This is a genomic window from Streptomyces botrytidirepellens (assembly GCF_003721215.1).
GTDB classification, from domain to species: domain Bacteria; phylum Actinomycetota; class Actinomycetes; order Streptomycetales; family Streptomycetaceae; genus Streptomyces; species Streptomyces himastatinicus.
Window position 1 is genome coordinate 1 of record NZ_RIBZ01000831.1, and the last position, 17353, is coordinate 17353.

Sequence of the window (17353 nt, forward strand, 5' to 3'; positions counted from 1 at the left end):
CGGCCCGGGGCGGGCTTCGGTGCCCGGCCGTGACCCTGGCGGTCCCGCCGCCGGGTGCGGTCCGGCGGCCGGTTCGGCGCCTGCCGTGCCCCTCGGGGTTGCGTTGCCGGGTGCGGCCCGGTGGCCGGGTTGTGCCCACCCGTTCCGCCCCGCGGAACGATTGCCCACAACCAGGCGCCGGCGGCGTAGCCGCGACGCGCATTGCCCCGCCACCCGGCTGTCTCCTCCCCGGCCGGTTGGTCACGGGCCTCGCCGAGGCCGCGTAGCGGCCGTTGGCGCCGGGCCGGTGCGGGGCCTTTTCCCCCGCGCCCGGTCCCCCGGGGGCCGGGGGCTTGCCCCCGGTTTCGGGGAGGGGCGGGGTGGGGGAAGAGCCGGGCCGCACCCAACCACCACACCGCACAACACAGAAGGCGCATCCCATGGCGACCCCCGAGCTGACGTCCCTGCGATCGCCGCGCGTCACCGCGGCCAGACGGCTCGCCAAGCGCAGCTTCCGCGGCAAGGAACGCCGGTTCCTCGTGGAGGGCCCGCAGGCCGTCCGCGAGGCGATCGCGCACCTGGTCGAGGTGTACGCGACGCCCGAGGCCGCGGCCCGGCACACCGGCATCGTCGAGGCCGCCCGCGCCGCCCGCATCCCGGTCCTCACCGCGTCCGACGACGTGATCGCGGAGATGTCCGACACGGTCACCCCCCAGGGCATCGTGGGCCTGTGCCGCTTCCTGGACTCGCCGTTCGAGGAGATCCTGCGGGCCCGCCCCCGGCTGGTCGCCGTGCTCGCGAACGTCCGCGACCCGGGCAACGCCGGGACCGTGCTGCGGTGCGCTGACGCCGCCGGGGCGGACGCGGTGGTGTTCACGGACGCCTCCGTTGACCCGTACAACCCCAAGGCGGTGCGCGCCTCCGTGGGCTCGCTCTTCCACCTCCCGGTGGCCATCGGCGTACCCGTCGAGGAGGCCGTCGACGGCCTTCGCAAGGCCGGGGCGCGGGTGCTGGCCGCGGACGGGGCGGGGGAGCGCGACCTGGACGCGGAGCTGGACGACGGGCTGCTCGGCGCGCCCACCGCCTGGATCTTCGGCAACGAGGCGTGGGGGCTGCCGGAGGCTACCCGCGCACTCGCGGACGAGGTGGTGCGCGTTCCGATCCACGGCAGAGCCGAGAGCCTCAACCTCGCGACGGCCGCCGCCGTGTGCCTCTACGCCTCCGCTCGTGCGCAGCGCGCTCCCACAGGGTGCCGTTCCGTGACCGGGACCTAGTAGGGTTTGCCCCCACACGAGGCCCAGGAGGGGGTGTGGGGATGGACGTCAGGACCTCCGGCGCCGGGGCGGCTGCGGCCGATGCCCACGCGCCCGGACGTACGCTGCCCGGCCCCGGCGGACACGACCGCCGGGACCCCGGCGCGGCGCGCGAGCGCGGCGCGCACGACCCGTACGAGGCGCTGGCCGCGCTCGGCCTGCACCCGGACGATCTGCCCGACGGCCTGGTGGTGGCCGACGAGACGGGCCGGGTCACCTGCTTCAACGCGGCGGCGGGCCGCATCACCGCCATCCGCCCCGCGGACGCCATCGGCCAGCGGCTGGAGCGCGCGCTCCCGTTAGAGGACCTGGACGGCCGGCGCTGGTGGGCGCTGACCGATCCGTACGGAGGGCTGGCCACCCGCGTCGGCCAGCCCGAGCGCAATCTGCTGTTGCCCGGCGGCCACGAGGTCCTGGTCTCGGCCCGTTACGTACGCGAGCGGCCGACCGGACCCGTGCGCCGCCTCGTCGTTTCGCTGCGCGGAACCGAGGCCCGGCGGCGCACCGAGCGCAGCCATGCCGAGCTGATCGCGACCGTGGCGCACGAGCTGCGGTCCCCGCTGACCTCCGTGAAAGGTTTCACGGCCACCCTGCTGGCGAAGTGGGAGCGGTTCACCGACGACCAGAAGCGGCTGATGCTGGAGACGGTCGACTCCGACGCCAACCGCGTCACCCGCCTGATCGCCGAGCTGCTGGACATCTCCCGGATCGACTCCGGTCGGCTGGAGGTGCGCCGCCAGCCGGTGGACGTCGCGGCCGCCGTGCGCCGCCATGTGCAGGCGCTCACCTCGGCCGGGCAGACCGCCGAACGGTTCCTGATCAAGGTGCGGGGCCCGCTGCCCGGACTGTGGGCCGATCCGGACAAGATCGACCAGGTGCTGGGCAACCTGCTGGAAAATGCGGTGCGGCACGGCGAGGGAACCGTCACCATCGAGGTGGCCCCCGCACCGCACCGGCCCGCGGCGGACGGCCCCGTCGTCGAAAGGACCGCCATCACCGTGAGCGACGAAGGCGCCGGTATCCCGGAGGAGTCGATGAGCCGCGTGTTCACCCGCTTCTGGCGGGGCAGCAAGCGCGGCGGCACCGGCCTCGGGCTCTACATCGTCAAGGGCATCGTCGAGGCGCACGGCGGGACGATCACCGTCGGACGGGCCGCCGGGGGCGGCGCCGAGTTCCGATTTACGCTGCCCGTGGGCACCCCGGCCTATCTGGCCTGAGCGTCCCCACGGGCTTCCCGCGGAACAGCAGATCCCCCGCGCCCCTTAGACTCGGGCTTTGGCACCTTCGGCGTCCCCTTCGTGGTCGCTTTGTGGACGCAAGCGTCGCAGCCGTCGAGCGGGGTCGCGCAGCCAGCTAATCGGAAGCACGGGAAGAGATGTCGGCACCCAATAAGTCGTACGACCCTGTCGAGGTCGAGGCACTGAAACCGGAAGAGATCGCCCGGATGCGGGACGAGGCGCTGGACGCCATCGCCGCCGCGGGGGACCTCGAAGCGCTGCGCGAGGTGAAGGTCGCCCACACCGGCGACCGCTCGCCGCTCGCCCTCGCCAACCGCGAGATCGGCGCCCTGCCGCCGCACGCCAAGGCGGACGCGGGCAAGCGCGTCGGCCAGGCCCGCGGCCAGGTCACCCAGGCCCTGAAGGCCCGGCAGGCGGAGCTGGAGGCGGAGCGCGACGCCCGGGTGCTGGTCGAGGAGGCGGTGGACGTCACGCTGCCGTACGACCGCACCCCGGCCGGTGCCCGCCACCCCATCACCACGCTCTCCGAGCGCATCGAGGACGTCTTCGTGGCCATGGGCTACGAGGTGGCCGAGGGGCCGGAGGTCGAGGCCGAGTGGTTCAACTTCGACGCGCTCAACTTTCCGCCGGACCACCCGGCCCGCGAGATGCAGGACACGTTCTTCGTCCGGGGTGCCGATAAGGACGAGCCGTCCGGGGTGGTGCTGCGGACGCACACCTCGCCGGTGCAGATCCGGTCGATGATCGAGCGGAAGCCGCCGATCTATGTGATCTGCCCGGGCCGCACCTTCCGCACCGACGAGCTGGACGCCACCCACACCCCCGTCTTCAGCCAGGTCGAGCTGCTGGCCATCGACGAGGGCCTGACCATGGCCGACCTCAAGGGCACGCTCGACCACATGGTGCGGGCGCTGTTCGGCGAGGGCATGACCACGCGGCTGCGGCCGAACTTCTTCCCGTTCACCGAGCCGTCCGCCGAGATGGACATGCGGTGCTACGTGTGCCGCGGCGAGTCCGTCGGCAACCCGGACCGCCCGTGCCGCACCTGCTCAAGCGAGGGCTGGATCGAGCTGGGCGGCTGCGGCATGGTCAACCCGCGGGTGCTCATCGCCTGCGGCGTCGACCCGGAGAAGTACAGCGGGTTCGCCTTCGGCTTCGGCATCGAGCGGATGCTGATGTTCCGGCACAACGTGGAAGACATGCGAGACATGGTCGAGGGTGACGTGCGCTTCACCCGGCCCTTCGGGATGGAGATCTGATGCGGGTCCCGCTTTCGTGGCTGCGGGAATACGTCGACCTGCCGGCCGGTGAGACCGGCCGCGACGTCCAGGCCAAACTCGTCGCCGCCGGCCTGGAGGTCGAGACGGTCGAGCAGCTCGGCGCCGGCCTCAAAGGCCCCTTGGTGGTCGGCCAGGTGCTGGCCATCGAGGAGCTGGAGGGGTTCAAGAAGCCCATCCGCTACTGCCAGGTGGACGTCGGCCAGGCCAACGGCACCGGTGAGCAGCAGAACATCGTCTGCGGCGCCCGCAACTTCGCGGTCGGCGACAAGGTCGTCGTCGTGCTGCCCGGTGCCGAACTGCCCGGCGGCTTCGCGATCTCCGCGCGCAAGACGTACGGCAAGACCTCCGAGGGCATGATCTGCTCCGCCAGTGAGCTGGGCATGTCCGACGACCACGACGGCATCATCGTGCTGCCGCCGGAGTACGAGGTCGGCACCGACGCGATCGAGCTGCTCCAGCTCGTCGACGAGGTCCTCGACATCGCGGTCACCCCCGACCGCAGCTACTGCCTGTCGATGCGCGGCATCGCCCGCGAGACCGGCATCGCCTACGAGCTGCCGCTGCGCGACCCGGCCCTGCTGGACGTGCCCGCGCCCAACAGCCACGGCTACCCGGTCAAGGTCGCCGACCCGGTCGGCTGCGACCGCTTCACCGCCCGCACGGTCACCGGGCTCGACCCCGAGGCGCGCTCGCCGATCTGGCTCCAGCGGCGGCTCCAGAAGGCGGGCGTGCGACCCGTCTCGCTCACCGTCGACATCACCAACTACGTGATGCTGGAGATCGGCCAGCCGCTGCACGCCTACGACCGCTCCCGGGTGACCGGCGCGATCGGCGTACGCCGTGCCGAGCCGGGCGAGAAGCTCACCACCCTCGACGGCACCCAGCGCGTCCTGGACGCCGAGGACCTGGTCATCACCGACGACAGCGGGCCGATCGGCCTCGCCGGAGTCATGGGCGGCGCCAACACCGAGATCGCCGACGTCAACGAGGCGGCGGGCACCACCGAGGTCGTCATCGAGGCCGCGCACTTCGCCCCGGTCTCGATCGCCCGCACCGCCCGCCGCCACAAGCTGTCCTCCGAGGCGTCCAAGCGGTTCGAGCGCGGCGTCGACCCGGAGGCCACCTCCGCGGCCGCGCAGCGCACCGTCGACCTGCTGGTGCTGCTCGCGGGCGGCACCGCCGAGGTGGGCGTCACCGAGATCCTCTCGCCCGGCGCCCCGCACACCATCACGCTGCGCGCCGACCACCCCGACAAGGTCGCGGGCGTCGCGTACGGCCGCGAGACCGTGGTGCGGCGCCTCCAGCAGATCGGCTGCGACGTCTACGGCGCGGACGACCTCACCGTCACCGTGCCCAGCTGGCGCCCCGACCTGCGCGACCCGAACGACCTCGCCGAGGAGGTCATCCGGCTGGAGGGCTACGAGAACCTGCCCTCCACCCTGCCGCAGCCGCCCTCCGGCCGAGGGCTGACCGAGCGCCAGCGGCTGCACCGCCGGGTCGGCCGGGCGCTGGCCGGGGCCGGTTACGTCGAGGCGCTGAACTACCCGTTCATCGGCGAGGAGGTGCTGAACCAGCTCGGTCTCGCCGCCGACGACCCGCGGCGCGACCTGGTCCGCCTGGTCAACCCGCTCTCCGACGCCGAGCCCGCGCTGCGCACCACCCTGCTGCCCGGGCTGCTCGCCGCGCTGCGGCGCAACGCCGGGCGGGGCGAACACGACCTCGCGCTCTTCGAAACCGGGCTGGTCTTCCGCGCCACCGGCGACGAGCCCCCGGCCGTTCGCCTCCCCGTCGACCACCGGCCGTCGGACGAGGAGATCGCCCAGCTCGACGCCGCCCTGCCCAGCCAGCCGCGGCGCGCCGCCACCGTCCTCGCGGGCGACCGGCAGCAGGCCGGATGGTGGGGCAAGGGCACCCCGGTCAGCTGGGCCGACGCCGTCGAGGCGGGCCGTACCGTGGCGCGCGAGGCGGGCGTCGAGCTGATCGTCCGCCAGGACCAGCAGGACCCCTGGCACCCGGGCCGCTGCGCCGCGCTGCTCGCCGTCGTCGACGGCGAGGAGATCCTCGTCGGCAACGCGGGCGAGCTGCACCCGCGCGTCACCAAGGCGCTCGGCCTCCCGGAGCGCACCTGCGCGATGGAGATCGAGCTGGACCGCCTGGAACGGGCCGGTGGCGGCGCGGTGACGTCCCCGCACGTGTCCACCTTCCCGGTGGCCACGCAGGACGTCGCCCTCGTGGTGGACGACTCCGTCGCCGCGGCCGACGTGGAGAAGGCGCTGCGGGAGGGGGCGGGCGAACTGCTCGAATCGCTCCGCCTGTTCGACGTCTTCACCGGCGAGCAGATCGGCGAGGGCAAGAAGTCCCTGGCGTACGCGCTGCGCTTCCGTGCGCCGGATCGCACGCTGACCGCCGAGGAGGTCGCGGTGGCCCGCGATGCGGCGGTGGCTGTGGCCGCGGAACGTACCGGCGCCACCTTGCGCGGCGCCTGACGTTGTACCGCCCTAACGGGGCGCACCCCCACGGGGGTGCGCCCCGTTTCGTTGTCGGGTGCGGGCCGGTGGGTGGGTTGTGCCCACCCGTCCCGCCCAGCGGGACGATTGCCCACAATTTCACCTGATCGAGTGGGAATCGGAAGACCCCTTTCCTTTTTGGCAGTCGCTGTCGCGAGAATCGTTGCGGTTGGCTGCGAGTGGGGGCTGCGCATGATCGGGACCAGGGCGGTGTGCGGGCGGAAGCTGGGCCTCGCGCTTTCGGGCGTGTGGCTGCTGTGTGCCGTCGTCTGGCAGCGGTACTGCCCCCACCATCCGCTGCTGGTCCCGCTGCTGGCCGCCCCCGTCCCCGTCCTCGCGTACGCGTATCGAGGCCGCCGCTCCCGGCTGGTCCGCGAGCTGGAGCGGGCCCGCGAAGTGGCCGCCGCCGCACAGGAGGTGGTGCTGCGGCCGCTGCCGTCCCGGCTGGACGGGATCGAGATGGCGGGCGGCGCGCTGTCGGCCAGCCACGGTGCCGCGCTCGGCGGCGATCTGTACGAGGTGCTGGCCACCGCGCACGGCGTCCGCGCCGTCATCGGGGACGTACGCGGCCACGGCCTCGCCGCCCTCGGCACCGTCGCAGCCGTGCTCGGCAGCTTCCGCGAGGCGGCGCACGAGGAGGCCGAACTCGCCGGTGTCCTCAGGCGGCTGGACCGCGCGCTGCGGCGCCACCTCGGTGACGACCACGGCGAGGAGTTCGTGACCGTCCTGCTGCTGGAGATCGGCCCCGGCGGCGAGCTGACCGCGCTCAACTGCGGCCACCCCTGGCCGTACCGGCTCTACGAGCAGCCCGTGGGCCCGGCGATGGCACGGCAGATCACCCCCGGTGACGTCCTGCCCCCGCTCGGCCTGTTCCCGCTTCCCGCCGAACTGCCCCTGGCGCGCTGCGCCCGGGGGACGCGCTCGTCCTGTACACCGACGGCGCCGAGGACGCGCGCGACGCACACGGCACGTTCTTTCCGCTGCGCCACGCCCTCGGCGAGGCCGCGGGCAGCGGCCCCATCATCCCCGCGGCGGTCGTGGCGGCGGTGCGGGCGGCGTTGCTGCGCCACACCGGCGGCCGGCTCGCCGACGACATCGCCCTGGTGGCGCTGCGCAACGACCGCTGTCCGCTGCCCGCGGGCTTCACACCCCGTGTGAAACGGACTTCACTACGCTGATACGCGCAGAGTCCACCGGGAGGGCGACATGGAGCCCAACACACTGCTCGACTCCGTACTCGACGAGGCCGGAATCTCCCACGCCGGGCTGGCCGCGCACATCAACGAGGCGGGCCGGGCCCGGGGCATGAAGCTGCGGTACGAACACACCGCGGTGGCCCGCTGGCTGAAGGGGCAGCGGCCGCGCGGCCAAGTGCCGGACCTCATCTGCGAGGTGCTCGGCGAGCGGCTGCACCGGGCCCTCACCCTCGACGACATCGGCCTCGGCACCCCCGGCACCCCGCGCGCCCCCGCCACCTCGCTGTCCGGTTTCGTCGAGCGCGCCACCGCGCTGTGGCGCTCCGACGAACAGCAGCGCCCGCACGTCATAGGAGCCGCCGCGGTCACCGGCACGCCCGCCGTGATCCCGGTGTGGGAGTGGGAGAACCCGCCCGAGGACTCGGACGTGTCCCGCCACGGCCTCACGCGCGTCTCCATGACCGACCTCGACATGCTGCGCGCCGCCCGCGCCCACTACGAGCAGATGTACCGCAAGGCGGGCGGCATCGCGACCAGAGCCCGCGTCGTCGGCTTCCTCAACTCCGAGACCGCACCCCTGCTGCGCGGCGCCTACGGCGACGACATGGGCCGCCAGCTGCACCGGGCGACCGGCGGCCTGGTCGCGATCGCCGGGATCTGCGCGTACGACTCCAACGCCCACGGCCTGGCCCAGCGCTACTTCCACCAGGCGCTGCGGCTCGCGAAGGCCAGCGGGGACCGGGGCCTGGGCGCGTATGTGATAGCGCTGCTCGTCACCCAGTCGCTGTTCATGAAGGAGTACCGGCAGGCCGTCGCGTTCGCCGAATCGGCGCTGCGCGCCGCGGGGTCCCAGATCACCCCGGCGCTCGCCGCCGACCTGTACGCGATGCAGGCCAAGTCGTACGCGAAGCTCGGCGACGGCCACAGCGCGCTGGCCTGCATCCGGCGTGCCGAGACCGCCGCCGAGCGGATCCGGCCGGGCCAGGAGCCCGACGAGACCGGCTATGTGCAGCCGGGGCTGGTCAACATCCAGGTCGCGGAGGCGCTGTTGAGCCTCGGCGACCTCGGCGCCGCCCGGGAACACGCCACCGCCGCGGTCGGCACGCCCGCCCACGACCGGGGCCGGGTGCACCGGCTCGCCATGCTCACCCACATCGAACTGAGGCAGGGAGACGCGGACCGGGCGGGCGCCACGGCGGTCGAAATGACCGAACGGGCCCGGGGCATGGAATCCCAGCGGTTACGCGACCGGCTCCGCGCGGTACGCGAACACCTGGCCGCCAGCGAGTGCGCGGCGACGTCCGAGGCCGCCGAACTCATCGACGGGGCCCTGCGCGTGCCACTCTGAGCGTGGCCGCTTGGCGCGGTCCCCACTGTGGCCGCGCCCTCGTCAGCGGTTGGCCGCGAGGATTGCCATCTCTCCGACGGAAGGTGGCCGACCAATGCGATGGAAGAATCTCACGGAGCAGACCGTGTACGAGAACCGATGGTTCCGGGTCAACCTCGCTGACGTCAGACTCCCCGACGGCCGTCATCTGGACCACTACCTGATCCGGTTGCGGCCGGTGGCCGTGGCGACGGTCGTGAACGAGGCCAACGAAGTACTGCTGCTGTGGCGGCACCGTTTCATCACCGACAACTGGGGCTGGGAACTGGCCGCGGGCGTCGTCGAGGACGGCGAGGACATCGAGGGCGCGGCAGCGCGCGAGATGGAGGAGGAGACCGGCTGGCGGCCCGGCCCGCTGCGCCATCTGCTCTCCGTGGAGCCGTCCAACGGGCTCACCGACGCCCGGCACCACATCTACTGGGCCGAGGAAGCCGAGTACGTCGGCCCCCCGGAGGACGACTTCGAGTCGGACCGCCGTGAATGGGTTCCGCTGAAACTGGTGCCCGACCTGGTCGCGCGCGGTGAGGTGCCCGCGGCGAACATGGCGGCTGCCCTGCTGTTGCTCCACCACATCCGCCTGGGCTGATCCCCACCGCGCGGGCCACGGCGGGCGACGGGACCCCTGGCCGGGAACGGCTAGCGTCCCGCCGCCTGCCACACCGCCAGCGCCAGCGCGGATACCCCCGTCAGAGCGGCGATGGAGGGCAGCGGCCAGCGCCCGTGCTCCAGGACGCGGACACGCCCGGCGAGTTGGCTCAGCTCTTCCTCCGTCTGCTCTCCACGGTGGTCGTGCAGGATGAGCCGGCCGTCGACGCGGGCGAAGCCCACTTCGACGCTCCGGCGGAGTTCCGCGAGCTCCACGGCTAACGCGGTCTGCTCGGGCTCGGTGGTCACGGGTTTGCTCCCCTTCCGGATGTACGTCCGTACTGCACTGTTCACGCTCCGAGTCAACCGCATCACCAAGGGGAGCGGGAGCGTGTGTGGGGATTGTGTGTGAGTCACCGGCGCACACCCCGTGCGAACAGCGCCGTGCAGCGCTGTGCACCGGACGGCGACAGCTTCGTGTGCCGTGCGGCCCCCAGAGTGGCGCGACTGCCTGCGGGTAGCGATGGGAGCGAGGAGGACCGGGTAACCGAAGGAAGTGGACGCATGATCGCCGCTCCGATGTGGGACTTCGGTGCTGACCAGGGAGCCCGGCAGTTCGCCGCGCTCGGTACCGCACTGCTGCTGTCCACCCTGATCGGGCTCGAACGGGCCGTGCTGCAGAAGAGCGCCGGACTGCGCACCCACACCCTGGTGGGGGTGGGCAGCGCGCTCTTCATGCAGGTGTCCCAGTACGGCTTCGCCGATGTGCTGAGCCGCGAACACGTCGACCTGGACCCCTCGCGGGTGGCCGCGCAGATGGTCTCGGGCATCGGCTTCATCGGCGGCGGCCTGATCTTCGTACGGCGGGATGCCGTGCGCGGTCTGACCACCGCCGCGACCATCTGGCTGACCTGCGCGGTCGGCATGGCCTGCGGCGGCGGCCTGCCGCTGCTGGCCACCGCCGCCACCGCGGTCCACTTCCTGGTGGCGCGCGGCTATCCGCTGGTCACCCGCCATATGCCGGCGATCCTGTCGGCCGAGCAGCGGGAGTTGCAGCTGTCCTACCGGGTGGGCGGCGGACTGCTGCCCCGCGTTCTGGAGTTGTGCACGGCCGCCGGTTTCCGGGTGCTGCGGGTGCGGGTGAACCGGGCCCCGTGGAAGGGCCGGGACCGGCTGACCCGGAGCGTCCGTGCCGAGGGGGAGGAGACCGGATCCGGCGGGGCCGATGTCGTCGAGGTGCTGATCACGCTCGAAGGCCGGGGCGACGTCCTGCGGCTGGTCGGGCAGATCACCGAGCTACAGGGCGTGCTCACCGCCGACGCGGGCGCGGAACTGGAGGCCGCGGAGTGAATCAGGCGTACTCGTAGAAGCCCGAGCCCGTCTTGCGGCCCAGCCGTCCCGCGTCGACCATGCGCAGCAGCAGCGGGGGAGCGGCGTACAGCGGCTCCTTGTACTCCGAGTACATCGAGTCGGCGATCGCCGCGATGGTGTCCAGGCCGATCAGGTCGGACAGCTTGAGCGGGCCCATGGGGTGGGCGCAGCCCATCTCCATGCCGTTGTCGATGTCCTCGCGGTTCGCGACCCCGGAGGCGAACATCCGGATGGCGGACAGCAGGTACGGGATCAGCAGCGCGTTGACGACGAACCCGGCCCGGTCCAGGGCGTGGATCGCGTGCTTGCCGAGCACGCCCTCGACCAGCGCCTCGGCGCGCTTGATGGTCTCCTCGCCGGTGGTGAGCGCCGGGATCAGCTCGACCAGCGACTGCACCGGGGCCGGGTTGAAGAAGTGGATGCCGATGACCTGGTCCGGGCGGGAGGTCGCGACGGCCAGCTTGACCAGCGGGATGGACGAGGTGTTCGAGGCGAGGATCGCGTCCGGGCGGGTCACCACCTGGTCCAGGACCTGGAAGATCTCCGTCTTGATCTGCTCGCTCTCCACGACGGCCTCGATGACCAGGTCGCGGTCGGCGAACTCCCCGAGGTCGGTGGTGAAGCTCAGCCGGTCCAGCGTCGCGTCCCGCTCCTCCTCGGTGATCTTGCCCCGGGCGGCGGCCTTGTCGAGCGAGGTGGTCAGGCGGGTACGGCCGATCTCCAGGGCCTCGCCGGTGGTCTCGGCGACCATGACCTCCAGGCCGGACCGCGCGCACACCTCCGCGATGCCCGCTCCCATCTGGCCGCAGCCCACTACTCCGACGCGTTCGATGTCGGTCACATCGTGCCTTTCGCTGAGCTAGCTGTCTGTGTTGATCCCCCTGTCGACCCAGACGTTACCCCCCGGTTAGGCGCGGCGGACGGGCCGGGGCCGCATTGTCCCGCCCCGGCCCGCCCGTCCTCACGGTGTGCTGATGGGCCCGTTACGACACGTCCCCGCGCAGGATCCCGCGGCCGTTCGTGCCGACGTAGACCCGGCCGTAGACCCGTGGGTCGCCGGTGATGGTGGCACCGGTCCAGCCCCACTGGTGGGCGTCGTCGTTGATCCGGGTCCAGCTCTTCCCGGCGTCGGTGGAGCGGAAGATCCCGCGCACCCCGCCGATCTTGGCGCTGGTGTAGAGCGTCTGGTACGAGGCGCCGGGGGCGGCCTTGCCGAAGCCGATGGTGTCGGCCTGCTGGACGCCCGGCAGCTTGGTGAAGGTCGCGCCGGAGTCCGTGGAGTGCCACAGCCCGTACGCGCCGCTCGCGGTGCCGCCGGCGAGCCAGATGTCGCCCTCCGCGCCGGGGACGGCCTTGAAGCGCACGCTCTCGGCGGGCAGCCCGGAGGACGCCTTGGCGGTGAAGGTCGCGCCGCCGTCGGTGCTCACGTAGAAGGTGCCCGACTTGTAGCCGTAGAACTTCTTGGGGTTCTTGCGGTCGGATTCGACGGTCGCCCCGGCCGGAATGCCGCTCGACGCCGTCCAGGAATGGCCGAAGCCCGTGGTGCGGTAGACGGACGACGCGCCGTCGGGGCTCCAGACGAAGCCGCTGCCGTCCGCCGCCGCGGCCACCGTTCCGCCGCCGGTGACGCCGGGCGGCTCGGTGCCCTGGAACCAGTTGGCGCCGTTGTCGGTCGAGAAGGCGATGCGCGGGGCGGAGTCGTTGTTGCCGACCCGCACCACGGTGTTCGGGCTGTTCTCGGCGTAGTCCAGGCTGGTGCTCGTCGTGAACGACGGCGAGGTGTACATCTTCGCGGGCACCGCGTCGAGATCGGTGTGGCGGAAGCCGCCGAGGTCGCCGAGCGCGCTCAGCAGCGGGGCGCCGGACGGCGGGCTGGCCAGGTCGTTGACCGCGGTCTCCTCCAGGCCCTTCACCATCGGCGTGATCTTCGCCTGGCCGCCGGAGTCCCACGCGGTCAGGTTCTCGGTGCCGAAGATCGTCGCGCCGGTGCCGTACATCATCCGGTTGGAGTCGAACGGGTCGATCTCCAGCGCCTCCGTCATCCAGCCCAGCTTCGGGGTGACCTCGGGCGGTGTCGGGTTGGTGCCGAAGGACAGCCAGGGGACGGAGGAGATGTCCTGGGTGTAGCGGAAGGACCGGTTCGGGTAGCTGGTGTAGTCCCAGGCCCGGGTCCAGGTGGCGCCGGAGTCGGTGGAGCGGAAGATCTGGGTGTCCGGCCACCAGGAGCTGTAGCCGGTCACCATGAGGGTGCCGGGCTTCTGACGGTCCACCGTGAGGCCGCTGTAGCCGAAGGAGGTGTCGGCGTCCGCCAGGGGGCTGATGTTCTTCCACTCGCCGGTCGCGGTGGCGTACCGCCACACCTGGCCCTTGCCGCCGTCGTACGGGCCGCCCTTGTCGCTCGTGGTGAGGTAGAGGTAGCCGTTCTTCGTGTCGAGCACGCCCTTGTGGGAGAGGAAGCCGGTGGGCTGCCCGGCCACCCGCGACCAGGTGGCGCCCGCGTCGGTCGAGCGGTAGACCGTGTTGTCCTTGTCGGCCACGCCCACGTAGACGGTCTTGGTGGCGCTGCCGGACGAGCCGGTGCGCTCGTCGAACGTCACCCACACCACGCCCTGGTTGTCGCTCGCGTAGCCGCTGCTGTCGTTCGGGTCCTGGACGTAGTTCCCGGGGTTCGGGAAGGCGGTCACCTTCGACCAGGTGACCCCGGAGTCGGTGGAGCGCCACAGGCCGTTGCCGCTGGGCGCGCCGAGGTACAGCACGCTGTTCTTGTTCGGGTCGACCGCCAGCCGTTCGCCCATGCCGCGGCCCGGCATGTTGCCGCCGAGCTTGAAGGGGAGCGCCGTCGACTGCCAGCTGGCGCCCCGGTCGGAGGAGCGCAGGATCGCGCCGTTGCCCGGGTCCCAGCTGTTGGTGTACGTACCGGCCGCCACGTACACCTTGTCCGGCGCGACCGGATCGCTGGCCAGGCTGACCACGCCGGTCCAGCCCCAGCGGTCCCAGCCCACCGAGTCCAGCAGTGGCACCCACCGCTTGCCGGACTGGTCCCAGCGGTAGGCGCCGCCGATGTCGGTGCGGGCGTAGGCGAGGTTCTTCTCCTTGCGGTTGAAGACGATGCCGGGGACGAAACCGCCGCCGTCGATGCGGACGTTCTTCCAGCCGTAGTTTTCCGCCCTGTGCTGTGGGGTGGGGGAGTCGTCGGTGCGGGCCGCGGCGGGGGCGGCGGCCGCGGTCAGTAATCCGCCGACGAGTGCCAGCGCGGCCATGAGCGCGCCGAGCGGTGTTCTCCTGCCTCTGCTGCGCACGGGAACTTCCTCTCCGGGCGTGGGGGTGTGGTGTATTGGGAGCGCTCCCATGCGTGCGTTCTTCCGATGCTAACGGCCGGATGGCCCTGCGAGAAGAGTGAAGTCGAGGGGTACCCATTGCCGCCCGCCCCCAAGGCGCCCATCATCAGCGGGAGTTGCGCCTGAGTGAGGAGTGAGCATGGGTCGGATCACGGGCATCACACGGCGAAGTCTGACGGCCGCGGCCGCCGGGGGGCTGGCCGCGGCCGCCTGGCCGGGCGAGGCGGCGGCGGACGAGCGGGGGCCTGGACCTGAGTTCCGCGGGATGTGGCTGGCCACGGTCGCGAACCGCGACTGGCCCGCGCGCACCGGACTCCCCGCCGCCGAACAGCGGGCCTCGCTGCTCGCCTTCCTCGACACCGCCGTCGAGCGGAGGCTCAACGCGGTCGTCTTCCAGGTCCGCCCCACCGCCGACGCGCTGTGGCCGTCCCCGTACGAGCCCTGGTCCGAGTGGCTGACCGGGGTGCAGGGCCAGGACCCGGGCTGGGATCCGCTGGGCACCGCCGTGCGCGAGGCGCACCGGCGCGGTCTCGAGCTGCACGCCTGGTTCAACCCGTACCGCATCGCGAACCACGCCGACCCCACCAGGCTGCTCCCCACCCACCCCGCCCGGCGGCACCCCGAGTGGGTCGTGCCGTACGGCGGCAAGCTCTACTACAACCCCGGGCTGCCCGAGGTCCGCCGCTTCGTCCAGGACGCGATGCTGCACGCGGTCGCGCGCTACGACATCGACGCCGTCCACTGGGACGACTACTTCTACCCGTATCCGGTGGCGGGCCAGGTCTTCGACGACGACGCGGCGTACGCGCGCCACGGCGCGGGCTTCCCCGACCGGGCCGCCTGGCGGCGGAACAACATCGACCTGCTGGTGCGGGAGACCGGCGTACGCGTCAAGCGGCTGAAGCGGGGCGTGCGGTTCGGCATCAGCCCCTTCGCCGTGTGGCGCAACCGCGCCACCGACCCGCTCGGCTCCGACACCCGGGCCGGGGTGCAGACGTACGACGACCTGTACGCGGACACCCGCCGCTGGGTGCGGGAGGGCTGGATCGACTACATCGTTCCGCAGGTGTACTGGAACATCGGCTTCGCGGCCGCCGACTACGCCAAGCTCGTGCCCTGGTGGGCGGAGCTGGTGCGGGGCACCGGGGTCAACCTCTACGTCGGCGAGGCGCTGTACAAGGCGGGCGATCCGGCGCAGCCCGCCCCCTGGCAGGACCCGGCGGAGCTGTCCCGGCACCTCACCCTGTGCGCGGACCACCCGCAGGTGCGGGGGAACGTGTACTTCTCGGCGAAGGAAGTGGCCGCCGACCGCAACGGCGCCATGGCGCGCGTGGTCGCCGACCACTATCCGTGCCGGGTACGTCCGCCCCGCTGAGCCTGAGCCCGAGCCCGGCCCGCGGCCGCGCCGCTACCGCTACCGCGGCCGCTGACCGGCGGGCAGGTGACGTACGACGGAGTCGGGTCCCGGGGAGAACAGGCATTCATGACCGTCGTCCTCGTAACGGACGCGGTACGGCGGTTCACCGTGGTCCCCGAGCACTTCGATGATCTCTGCGGTCCGGTCGTGAACTCCGACAACCCTGCCGTGTACCAGCAGCTTGTCGCCTACGGTCGCCTCCATCTGCGTGACCTCCTGTAGTGCGGCTACCCGGAGGGCGATGCGATCCCTGTGGCCAGTCTATGGCCGCTCCAGCCGGATCGCGCCCGCCGGGTTCGCCCCGGTTCACGCCCCTATCCCCGCTGCGTCACTCCGATGCACACCAGGACCGCGACGGCGGCGATCGGCGCGGCGGGGCCGATGTGTTCGCCGAGCAGCAGCACCGACCACACCAGGGTCAGCAGCGGCTGGGCCAGCTGGAGCTGGCTGGCCCGGGCCACGCCGATGGCGGCCATGCCGCGGTACCAGACCACCAGGCCCACGAACTGCGAGCCCACCGCCAGCCACAGCAGCCCGGCCACGGCGTGGCCACCGAGCTGCACGGGCTCGGCGGACAGCGCGATCGCCGCGCCCGGAACGGCCACCGGGACACAGACCACCAGCGCCCAGCCGATCACCTGCCAGCCCGGCATGGTGCGGGCCAGCCGCCCGCCCTCGGCGTAGCCCGCCGCACACACCAGCAGCGCGCCGAACAGATACAGATCGCCGGTGGTCAGGGCGCCGCCGCTCTGCTGCACCGCGAAGCCGATCACCACCGCGGCCCCGGTGAGCGCCGCCGCCCAGAACCGGCGCGAGGGCCGCGCCCCGGTGCGCACGGCGGAGAACACGGCCGTGGTGAGCGGCAGGAGCCCGACGACCACGGCGGCGTGCGAGGTGGTGGAGGTCTGGAGCGCGAGCGTGGTCAGCAGCGGAAACCCGATCACCACCCCGGCCGCGACCACCAGCAGCCCGGGCCAGTGGCGCCGCTGCGGCGGCGCCACCCGCCGCGCCGCCAGCGCGCCCCCGGCCACCAGCGCCGCGAGCACCACCCGGCAGGTGGTCACCGACCAGGGGCCGAGCCCCTCCAGGGCCCAGGCGGTGCCGGGGAAGGTGAGCGAGAAGGCGACCACCCCGAGGGCGGCCAGCAGCGTTCCGCTGCGGGCGGTGCCGTGGGAATCGGCCGCGATGGTGGCGGTGGCGGTGGCGGTGGTGGGCGTGGTGGTGACAGTGGCGGCGGGGGCGTCCGGCCCGGGGTCGGTGGTACCGCTCACCGCTATCGTGTCGTCGGCAGTAGCGCTATCCTGTGCTCTCATGCAAGAGCGTAGCAGTGTCGCCGACCTGGTCGAATCCCTCCGCCGGGATCTGAACCGCTACTCTCCCGGTGAGAAGCTGCCGTCCAGTCGTGCCCTGGTCGAACGCCACCGGGTGAGTCCGGTCACCGTCTCCCGCGCCCTCGCCGCGCTCGCCGCCGAGGGGCTCGTCGTCACCCGGCCCGGCGCCGGTGCCTTCCGGGCCGCGCCGCGCGTCGCGGCGCCACGGGCCGGGGACACCTCCTGGCAGGAGGTCGCGCTGAGCGTCGAGACGCCCGGCGAATCGGTCCCGCGCTCGGTCGACGCCTCGGGCGTCCTGGCCACCCTCGCCGCCCCGCCGCCCGGGATCCTGGAGCTGAACGCCGGCTATCTGCACCCCTCGCTCCAGCCCGAGCGCGCCATGGCCGCCGCCCTGGCCCGGGCCGGGCGGCG

At 72.6% G+C, this 17353-nt stretch carries 14 protein-coding genes and 1 pseudogene; 10 read left to right on the forward strand and 5 right to left on the reverse strand.

The genetic code is table 11. From position 1 onward, the window contains the following. Window positions 1-419 precede the first annotated feature (419 nt). The 7 genes and pseudogenes from EEJ42_RS43040 to EEJ42_RS43070 all read left to right on the forward strand — a co-directional run bounded on the left by EEJ42_RS43040 (window position 420) and on the right by EEJ42_RS43070 (window position 9486). Window positions 420-1253, forward strand: a complete 834-nt coding sequence (locus EEJ42_RS43040) for a TrmH family RNA methyltransferase (protein ID WP_123107577.1) — start codon at window positions 420-422, stop codon at window positions 1251-1253. Window positions 1254-1294: 41 nt separating this feature from the next. Continuing rightward, entirely contained in the window at window positions 1295-2509 is a 1215-nt protein-coding gene (locus EEJ42_RS43045; RefSeq protein WP_123107578.1) for a sensor histidine kinase, read from the forward strand. A 158-nt stretch (window positions 2510-2667) separates the two neighbouring features. Further along, a complete protein-coding gene (pheS, locus tag EEJ42_RS43050; protein ID WP_009713823.1) occupies window positions 2668-3789 on the forward strand; it encodes a phenylalanine--tRNA ligase subunit alpha in 1122 nt (373 codons plus the stop codon). Beyond that, a complete protein-coding gene (gene pheT, locus EEJ42_RS43055; protein WP_123107579.1) occupies window positions 3789-6296 on the forward strand; it encodes a phenylalanine--tRNA ligase subunit beta in 2508 nt (835 codons plus the stop codon). The genes pheS and pheT overlap by 1 nt, the downstream gene beginning before the upstream one ends. A 213-nt stretch (window positions 6297-6509) precedes the next feature. Beyond that, window positions 6510-7495: pseudogene (locus EEJ42_RS43060) on the forward strand (PP2C family protein-serine/threonine phosphatase). Between the two features lie 28 nt (window positions 7496-7523). After that, window positions 7524-8861, forward strand: coding sequence for an NsdA family TPR-like regulatory protein (locus tag EEJ42_RS43065; RefSeq protein WP_123107580.1), 1338 nt, complete (start codon window positions 7524-7526; stop codon window positions 8859-8861). A 94-nt stretch (window positions 8862-8955) separates the two neighbouring features. Continuing rightward, window positions 8956-9486, forward strand: coding sequence for an NUDIX hydrolase (locus EEJ42_RS43070; protein WP_184503541.1), 531 nt, complete (start codon window positions 8956-8958; stop codon window positions 9484-9486). A gap of 50 nt (window positions 9487-9536) precedes the next feature. Here EEJ42_RS43070 and EEJ42_RS43075 read toward each other — a convergent pair whose 3' ends face one another. Further along, window positions 9537-9794: a hypothetical protein gene (locus EEJ42_RS43075; protein ID WP_123107582.1), complete on the reverse strand. Its 258-nt coding sequence runs from the start codon at window positions 9792-9794 to the stop codon at window positions 9537-9539. Window positions 9795-10049: 255 nt separating this feature from the next. Here EEJ42_RS43075 and EEJ42_RS43080 point away from each other — a divergent pair, with 255 nt between their 5' ends. Next, window positions 10050-10835, forward strand: coding sequence for an MgtC/SapB family protein (locus EEJ42_RS43080; protein WP_123107583.1), 786 nt, complete (start codon window positions 10050-10052; stop codon window positions 10833-10835). A gap of 1 nt (window position 10836) precedes the next feature. Here the strand turns inward: EEJ42_RS43080 and EEJ42_RS43085 are convergent, their stop codons facing one another. After that, window positions 10837-11697: a 3-hydroxybutyryl-CoA dehydrogenase gene (locus EEJ42_RS43085; RefSeq protein WP_123107584.1), complete on the reverse strand. Its 861-nt coding sequence runs from the start codon at window positions 11695-11697 to the stop codon at window positions 10837-10839. Between the two features lie 142 nt (window positions 11698-11839). After that, on the reverse strand, window positions 11840-14155 hold the full coding sequence (locus EEJ42_RS43090) for a xyloglucanase (protein ID WP_342778412.1): 2316 nt from the start codon (window positions 14153-14155) through the stop codon (window positions 11840-11842). A gap of 178 nt (window positions 14156-14333) precedes the next feature. Here EEJ42_RS43090 and EEJ42_RS43095 point away from each other — a divergent pair, with 178 nt between their 5' ends. Beyond that, on the forward strand, window positions 14334-15569 hold the full coding sequence (locus tag EEJ42_RS43095) for a glycoside hydrolase family 10-like protein (protein WP_123107586.1): 1236 nt from the start codon (window positions 14334-14336) through the stop codon (window positions 15567-15569). A gap of 39 nt (window positions 15570-15608) precedes the next feature. On the opposite strand, the gene EEJ42_RS43100 is transcribed toward EEJ42_RS43095, so the two are convergent. Both EEJ42_RS43100 and EEJ42_RS43105 read right to left on the reverse strand, forming a co-directional pair. After that, window positions 15609-15815: a DUF1918 domain-containing protein gene (locus tag EEJ42_RS43100; protein ID WP_009713813.1), complete on the reverse strand. Its 207-nt coding sequence runs from the start codon at window positions 15813-15815 to the stop codon at window positions 15609-15611. A 110-nt stretch (window positions 15816-15925) separates the two neighbouring features. Beyond that, complete coding sequence (locus tag EEJ42_RS43105; RefSeq protein ID WP_123107587.1) at window positions 15926-16924, reverse strand: DMT family transporter; 999 nt, start codon at window positions 16922-16924, stop codon at window positions 15926-15928. Between EEJ42_RS43105 and EEJ42_RS43110 the strand changes: the two genes are divergently transcribed. Then, window positions 16833-17353, forward strand: a 521-nt coding sequence (locus tag EEJ42_RS43110) for a GntR family transcriptional regulator (RefSeq protein WP_425473060.1), incomplete at its 3' end; no start/stop codon positions are given. The two genes, EEJ42_RS43105 and EEJ42_RS43110, sit on opposite strands and share 92 nt — an antisense overlap.

What these genes read in the sequence shown, in the direction of transcription:
- EEJ42_RS43100 (WP_009713813.1), bottom strand. Translation starts at nt 15,815, where the DNA reads ATGGAGGCGACCGTAGGCGACAAGCTGCTGGTACACGGCAGGGTTGTC.
- pheT (WP_123107579.1), top strand. Translation starts at nt 3,789, where the DNA reads ATGCGGGTCCCGCTTTCGTGGCTGCGGGAATACGTCGACCTGCCGGCC.
- EEJ42_RS43095 (WP_123107586.1), top strand. Translation starts at nt 14,334, where the DNA reads ATGGGTCGGATCACGGGCATCACACGGCGAAGTCTGACGGCCGCGGCC.
- EEJ42_RS43045 (WP_123107578.1), top strand. Translation starts at nt 1,295, where the DNA reads ATGGACGTCAGGACCTCCGGCGCCGGGGCGGCTGCGGCCGATGCCCAC.
- EEJ42_RS43070 (WP_184503541.1), top strand. Translation starts at nt 8,956, where the DNA reads ATGCGATGGAAGAATCTCACGGAGCAGACCGTGTACGAGAACCGATGG.
- EEJ42_RS43080 (WP_123107583.1), top strand. Translation starts at nt 10,050, where the DNA reads ATGATCGCCGCTCCGATGTGGGACTTCGGTGCTGACCAGGGAGCCCGG.
- EEJ42_RS43040 (WP_123107577.1), top strand. Translation starts at nt 420, where the DNA reads ATGGCGACCCCCGAGCTGACGTCCCTGCGATCGCCGCGCGTCACCGCG.
- EEJ42_RS43065 (WP_123107580.1), top strand. Translation starts at nt 7,524, where the DNA reads ATGGAGCCCAACACACTGCTCGACTCCGTACTCGACGAGGCCGGAATC.
- pheS (WP_009713823.1), top strand. Translation starts at nt 2,668, where the DNA reads ATGTCGGCACCCAATAAGTCGTACGACCCTGTCGAGGTCGAGGCACTG.
- EEJ42_RS43105 (WP_123107587.1), bottom strand. Translation starts at nt 16,924, where the DNA reads ATGAGAGCACAGGATAGCGCTACTGCCGACGACACGATAGCGGTGAGC.